The sequence below is a fragment of the Ruegeria sp. BC1 genome (assembly GCF_056539305.1).
The window spans coordinates 1-6681 of the sequence record NZ_JBQFUT010000019.1 but is presented as its reverse complement, the minus strand read 5'-3'; the positions used below and the strand labels follow the sequence as shown (position 1 = coordinate 6681).

Genomic DNA, 6681 nt, shown 5'->3' with positions numbered 1-6681 from the left:
GTTACGGTTTGCCCCTGTCTTATCCGAGCGCGCGTTATCAAAACCGCAGTCGGAATGACAGTTGGGAGAAAAGTCTCCAACAGAACCTCAAAGAACTCTTTCAACCAACTGTATTGAGGCTCGTAGCAATACTCTCGCGTCGGTACAGTTCTGCAATGCTGTCCTCGCCGCGCGAACTCTCTAAAACAATGCGGTTTTTCTCTTCGGACATATGCTGGCACCTAGTCTTCCTGCGGATGTCTTACACGACTCGCTCCGCCGCAGCTTTCTGCTTTGCTGGATTTCATTCTCATCTCCACGCTTTGATGGCTAGGATGAGCCTGAAACCCTCCTCTACGCAATCGGCTTACCATGTCTCACGGGTGCTGATGCCAAACATCGAGGATGTAAAGTCCGCAACCACCCGGCAAGCACTGGCAGATTGATCCTCGCGCGCATGCATGCCTAGTTTAATATCTCGATCATGAAACGGTGCAGTTCGGGTGTCGCTGCCGATACGACAGCACCATTAGAGGATAGGCCCAAGTCGTTGCCGGACCAATCCGTCATAATTCCACCCGCTGCCCGCACAACCGACGACAAGGCAAGGAAGTCATAGGGTTTCAAATCGTAGTCCACGACGACATCTACATACCCTGCAGCCAACAAAGCGTGCGGATAGCAATCGTATCCAAACCTTTGCGTTTTGCCGACTTTCAGCAAACGCGCAAATTTCTCGGGGTGTTCGGCGATCAGTTTCTGACCTTCGTTTATGTAAATGCTGCAATCATCGAGCACCCTTTGCCCAGAAACGTGAATGGCCTTTCCATTGCAAGTCGCTCCGCGGTTCAGACCGCCAGAGAATACTTCGCCAAACATTGGCATCGAAATCGTTCCTGCAACAGGTGTTCCATTTTCGACCCGCGCCAACAGCAGTCCGAACATAGGGTTACCTGTGATAAAGGACCGTGTGCCATCAATAGGATCAACCACCCAAAGGTTACCGTCGACATTGCCGTCGACGCCGCTCTCTTCGCCGAAGAAACTGTCTTTGGGGTACTTGCTCAGGATTTCTTTCTTAATTTCCTCTTCGATCCGACGGTCTGCGAAGGTGACAGGACTTTCGTCAGATTTGAAATCAATGTCACCGTTGCTACGAAAATGCGTCCGAGCAATCGCTGTCGCAGTTTCTGCCCATGCCTCGCAGTCAGCGATAATGTTGTCTATCTTGTTGACAGCAACGGCCTCGCTTTCAGTGGCAGTCATACTTATTCTCCTCGTTCGGTCGGGCCAGATCTGTCGCCTAAGAACCCGTTAGTTTGTTGTTCGTCACGCAAGAACATTTATTTGGTTCTCGACAAACGGAGCCGTCTGTTCCGAGAGCGCTTTGCTATCAGTTATGAGAGTGTCGATCCGACCTGCCTGGCAAATTTGAACACGGCTGGTTTCCCCGAGCTTGGTACGATCGCACAGGAACATATTCGTTTTGGCTTGCGCGATCATCGCCCTGGCAATTTCAGCTTCATTCATTGCATATGAAAACGCACCCTTTTTGGGATGTATGGCAACTGGCGAAATGACTGCAAGATCAACCTGGAACCGCTTGATCTCAGAGAGGGTCAGTTCTCCGAACGTTGCGGGCACGTCCGAAACCATGCTTCCTCCAACAAGGACCAACTCTATATCCGCCTCAGCCGCCTGCACGGCCAAAGCAATCTCGATCGAATTGGTGACGACCATCAGCTGTGATACCGCTGCGATAGCTTGCCCAAACGCAGCCGTGGTGGTGCCCGCATCGACCATGATAGATGTCCCCGGCTCAATCAGCGAGACAGCTTTTTTGGCGATACTCTGTTTGGATCGCGCGCGAACATCGCGCCGCCGTTCAAACGGGGCTTCGCTTGCGCGGGATGGCAGAACAGCACCTCCATGGACACGTTCCACCAAACCGCTTTCCTCAAGCTCCAGCAAATCACGGCGTACCGTTTCACGAGAGACTTGCAGAATATCCGCAAGATCATTGGCGCTAACACGCTGGTTGCTTTTTAAAAGCGCAGCAATCCTTTTATGGCGTTCTTGCGACCACATGTGCTACCCTTCAGCTCCGCTTCTTTTGAGAAAACGTGCAATTGCCACCCTCATCGTGTTCTCCAAGCTTGCGTTCTCCTCAACACGCCCTTTGAGACGAGCAGATGGATAATCCTGGCCGCAGCATTGGTGTAGAAGATCATCATCCCCATTGCCGCTGCCGGGGCAATATCACCGGCATCATCCATGTTCAAAACCGCAATCGAAGCCAACGCTGTTTTGGGTGAATAGAGGAAGACAACAGCCGATACCGTCGTCATGGCGTTGACAAACAGATAGATCGAAATGTCCAAAATAGCTGGCAAGCAAACCGGAACAGTCACACGACCAAACAGCTTTAGCGTCGGTTGTTTCAGCGAGGCTGACACACTTTCAAACTCCCGATCCATTTGCTTTAGCGCGGTCACCGCAGTCAGATGCGAGACTGTGTAGAAGTGCGTCACGGTACAGATCACCAAAATGGTCATCGTTCCATAGATCGCATTCAACGGGTTGGCCGGGTTGTTGAAAAAGAAGATGTAGGCCAATCCAAGCACCATTCCAGGAATGGCCATAGGCAACATCGCGAACATCTGAAACAACGCGCGACCGACTTTGAACCCGTTCGACTTCTCAACCAGATAGGCACCAAAGAACACGACCGAGGTGCCGACCACAGCAGTAAGCAAACCCAGCTTGATCGAATTGAAGTACGAGGCCCAGCCGCCGCCATCCATACGGTTGAAGTCGTAGTTAGTCAGGCTGAAGCTGAGGTCATAGGGCCAGAATTTGATCAGAGCGGCAAACTGGCAGACGCCGAGGATACCGATAATGAAGAAGGCTACTACAAAGCAGTAGATCAGGAATATCCGGTCAGTCTTTGCGTTCGGACTGGGCTGGTAGGGCACTGAACGCGCAGACAAAAGCGCGACCTGCTTCGATTGCACCAGCCGGTCGATCGCAAAGGCAAAGATCGCAGGAATGACCAATACCACAGACACCACCGCGCCCATCTCAAAGTTCTGCTGACCGATCACCTGTTTGTAGATGTCGACGGCCAAGACGTTGAACTGCCCACCAATCACTTTCGGAAGACCGAAATCGGTGATCACAAGATTAAATACCACAAAGGCAGCCGAGATGAGACCGTAGCGCGCGCCGGGGATCGTAACCGTCCAGAATGTCCTCCAGGGCGTTGATCGCAGACTTGCCGCCGCCTCATACAGTCGGGCGTCAGAAATTGCCAATGCTGTCGAGATGATTATGAAAGCATGAGGGAAGGTGAAAAACACCGATCCTATCACGATCCCTATGGGCCCATAGATACTGGCCCCGAACAGCAGTTCTTTGATCATCCCCTGATTGCCGAACAGATAAACCAGAGCGATCCCAGGCAGCAATGACGGCACCAGAATTGGGGCCATAGCGACAAGGCGGAAGAACCCTTTGAACCGCATGCAGCTTCGGTTCAGCGCATAGGCAAACCAGAAAGCCAGCCCTACTGTCACCACGGTACTAATCAGCGAGATGAACAGCGAATTCTTGATCGAGTTGAACAAGGCGGGCGTCGAGAAGTAGCTTACGAAGTTGCCCAACCCAGTGGCCTTTTCGGGGCGCAGTTGCACCCGCCGGAACGTGTTACTGTCAAGCTCCAGCCACTCGGTCCCGGTTTTCAGTTCCGAACCAACGAGGAACCGCCCGGTCTCGGACGTATTCCGGAGCTGATACATCACAGGGCTGCGGAAACTGAAATCCGGGAAAAACTGAGTCAGCCCCAAGCGGCTGTCGGATCCCGCAATCAGATCATTACCACTCAGCACTTGCAGCTGCGCGTTAAGCTGTTCGGGCGTCAAAACCTCGCCGCTGTAATTTCCCTCTTCATCACTGACCTGAAGCTCATAGGCACCCAGATCAAATGTATAGGTCGAAAAACTCTTTGAGAGCATGGACCAAAGCGGAAATACCAATGTCACAACAAGGTATAGAGCGATCACCACCATGCCCAAGCGCATAATGACGTCGTCCCGACTCAATTTGCCTTTGACAAGCGGCCCTTCAGGCAACGTGTTGAGACTTACATCTGTCATGTCGCGTCTCCAGCCGGCGCAAATGCCATCAGCCTGCCTTTGGGCAATTCAATGGTCATCTGTTTTCCTTCGGCAAGGCCCAGCCGTCGCACCGCGTTGATAGAGAAGTCGGCAATAAGCTCCTCTGACCCGAAGATTTCGTGGCGCAGTCGGCAACGCCAAAACGAGCCGAGGAACTCCATTTCAGCGACATCAACCTCAAATGTGTTCTCTGGGGTCTCGATCACGTCAGGAGCTCCTGGTGAACGTGCGCCATCACCATGAGGAATGACGTCCTCGGGTCGGACGGCCGCGATGACCTGTGTTCCGGCCCCAAATGTGTGCGGTTGGCTTTTTAGTTCCGCGCTTCCGATTGTGACAGTACCGTCAGCTCCTGCAATTGCGGGAATCTGATTCATCTCGCCGATAAAGTCCGCGACGAACAAACTGGCGGGTTGGCGATAAACTTCGGTTGGTGACCCCACCTGTTCGATGACACCGTGGTTCATCACCACAATCCGATCGGCCATAGCCAGCGCTTCTTCCTGGTCGTGGGTCACCATCACCGTGGTCACGCCCAGCTTGCGTTGCAATTCTTTGATCTCGTGCCGTAAATGCACCCTCACCTTGGCATCCAGCGCCGATAGAGGTTCGTCCAGCAGCAGCAGGCCGGGGTTGGTCGCGATGGCGCGCGCCAAAGCGATACGTTGCTGTTGCCCACCGGAAAGTTGCGCCGGATATTTTGATCCCTGATCCGGCAGGCCGACCAACTTCAAAAGCTCGGCCACCCGCACCGCGATTTCGGATTTACTGCGCCCGGTGTTCTCAAGGCCAAAGGCAATGTTCTTTTCAACTGTCAGATTCGGAAACAGCGCATAAGATTGAAACACGATCCCGAAATCCCGCTCGGATGGCGGTAGGTTCGACACATCCTTGCCGCCCTGCATCACAGTGCCCTTGGTTTGCAGATCCAGCCCCGCGATTGCGCGCAAAAGTGTGGTCTTGCCGCAGCCTGACGGGCCCAAAAAACAAATGAACTCACGTTCATTGATGTCCAGAGAAATATCCTTGAGCGCCAGGAACTCACCAAAGGCTTTCCAAAGATGATCGATGCTGAGATAGGTTTCTGGAGCAGGGTCTGTTTGAGTCATGACGCTCGTTCTTGTTTTCAGGCTTTCGGGTGAATCCAGCATGGAGCTACCTCGATATCGTAAGAAAAAAGGAGGGCCCGAAAGCCCTCCAAAGTCCACGGGGGGATTAATTTTTCGGTTCAGACTTTCCGTCGTACCGGCTCTGCCACTCTTTGAGAATTTCCGCGCGATTGTTGGCGGCAAACTCGAAGTCATTCGCAATCATGGCGTCAAGCAATCCTTCGGGGAAATGCTCGACCGGCTTTGCCACACCGGGCATTGCGACCACGGCGTAGCCTGAGTTGTACATTTCCATTGCTTCGCGGGTCACCGAGAAATCAACCAGTTTCTGCGCGGCTTCCAACTCACCGGTTCCGGCAACGATTGCAGTGGCTTCCATATCCCAGCCAACGCCCTCGGACGGCACCACGATTTCCAGCGGCGCACCTGCCGCCTTTGATTTCGCGCCACGGAATGCAAAGGAAATGCCAATCGGAATTTCGCCAGCGGCGGCAAGCTTACAAGGCTTGGAACCGGAATGCGTGTAGCGCGCAATGTTGTCATGCAGCGCGTCCATATACGCCCATCCTTCTTCCTCGCCGAACATTTGCAGCCAGCTCGAAACGTCAAGGAATCCGGTACCCGAGGAATTTGGGTTCGGCATGATCACATGACCCTGATACATCGGATCGGTCAGATCTTTCCAAGACGTTGGGGCCGTCAAGCCCAGCTTTTCGCCTTCAACGGTGTTGTAGCAAACAGACGCAACCCAAGCGTCCATACCAACCCAGGTCGGAACGTCACCGCTATCTACGAATTTCGGGTCAAGTTTTTCGACGCCAACTGGGGCGTAGGGCTCCAGCATACCTTCGGATTTCAAGAGCAACAGTGACGTTGCAGCCAACCCCCAGACAACGTCTGCCTGAGGGTTATCGCGTTCAGCCAATAGTTTCGCGGTGATGATGCCAGTCGAGTCACGGACCCAGTTGATCGAGACATCGGGGTGGACGGCATTGAAAGCCTCAGCATAACGCGCCAGATCTTCAGCTTCGACTGCGGTGTAGACAGTCAGCTCGGCTTCTGCGGCAGCAACCGTCGCAATCATTGAAATCGCTGCGGACGCTATAAGTTTGCTAGTGAATTTCATATTTCCTCCATGAGCGTTGCCCCAAACCAAACGTTTGCAGTCCTTTGATTCGTGCACCAGCAGCTTCTCTGACGGCTTTGCAAACAACGAGCGATTTCCGCATGATCTGGGGCTTTTTGTGTTGTTGTGTATTTTTGTGGTAATTGTATTTGCGCTTAATTGCAACAAAAACCTATTAACCTAACGATCGGAAGCAAGCAGCGGCGGTTCTGCCGCAGGCTTTTCTCCCAACTGTCATTCCGACTGCGGTTTTGATAACGCGCGCTCGGATAAGACAGGGGCAAACCGTAAA

5 protein-coding genes and 1 pseudogene are annotated in these 6681 nt (G+C 53.1%); all 6 read right to left on the bottom strand.

Features of this window, described 5'->3' with window-relative positions:
- Nucleotides 1-86 precede the first annotated feature (86 nt).
- A pseudogene (locus ACR0IY_RS21820) lies at nt 87-238 on the bottom strand (IS3 family transposase); the annotation flags it as partial.
- 206 nt (nt 239-444) lie between these two features.
- Nucleotides 445-1245: an inositol monophosphatase family protein gene (locus ACR0IY_RS21815; protein ID WP_480677124.1), complete on the bottom strand. Its 801-nt coding sequence runs from the start codon at nt 1243-1245 to the stop codon at nt 445-447.
- Nucleotides 1246-1308: 63 nt separating this feature from the next.
- Nucleotides 1309-2067 carry a DeoR/GlpR family DNA-binding transcription regulator gene (locus tag ACR0IY_RS21810; RefSeq protein WP_480677122.1) on the bottom strand — a complete coding sequence of 253 codons (759 nt, stop codon included), beginning with the start codon at nt 2065-2067 and terminating at the stop codon, nt 1309-1311.
- A 50-nt stretch (nt 2068-2117) separates the two neighbouring features.
- Nucleotides 2118-4133 (bottom strand): putative 2-aminoethylphosphonate ABC transporter permease subunit, encoded by a 2016-nt coding sequence (locus ACR0IY_RS21805; protein ID WP_480677121.1) that lies wholly within the window; start codon nt 4131-4133, stop codon nt 2118-2120.
- Nucleotides 4130-5263: a putative 2-aminoethylphosphonate ABC transporter ATP-binding protein gene (locus tag ACR0IY_RS21800; RefSeq protein WP_480677119.1), complete on the bottom strand. Its 1134-nt coding sequence runs from the start codon at nt 5261-5263 to the stop codon at nt 4130-4132. The genes ACR0IY_RS21805 and ACR0IY_RS21800 overlap by 4 nt, the downstream gene beginning before the upstream one ends.
- A 106-nt stretch (nt 5264-5369) precedes the next feature.
- Entirely contained in the window at nt 5370-6389 is a 1020-nt protein-coding gene (locus tag ACR0IY_RS21795) for a putative 2-aminoethylphosphonate ABC transporter substrate-binding protein (RefSeq protein WP_480677117.1), read from the bottom strand.
- Between the last annotated feature and the right edge of the window lie 292 nt (nt 6390-6681).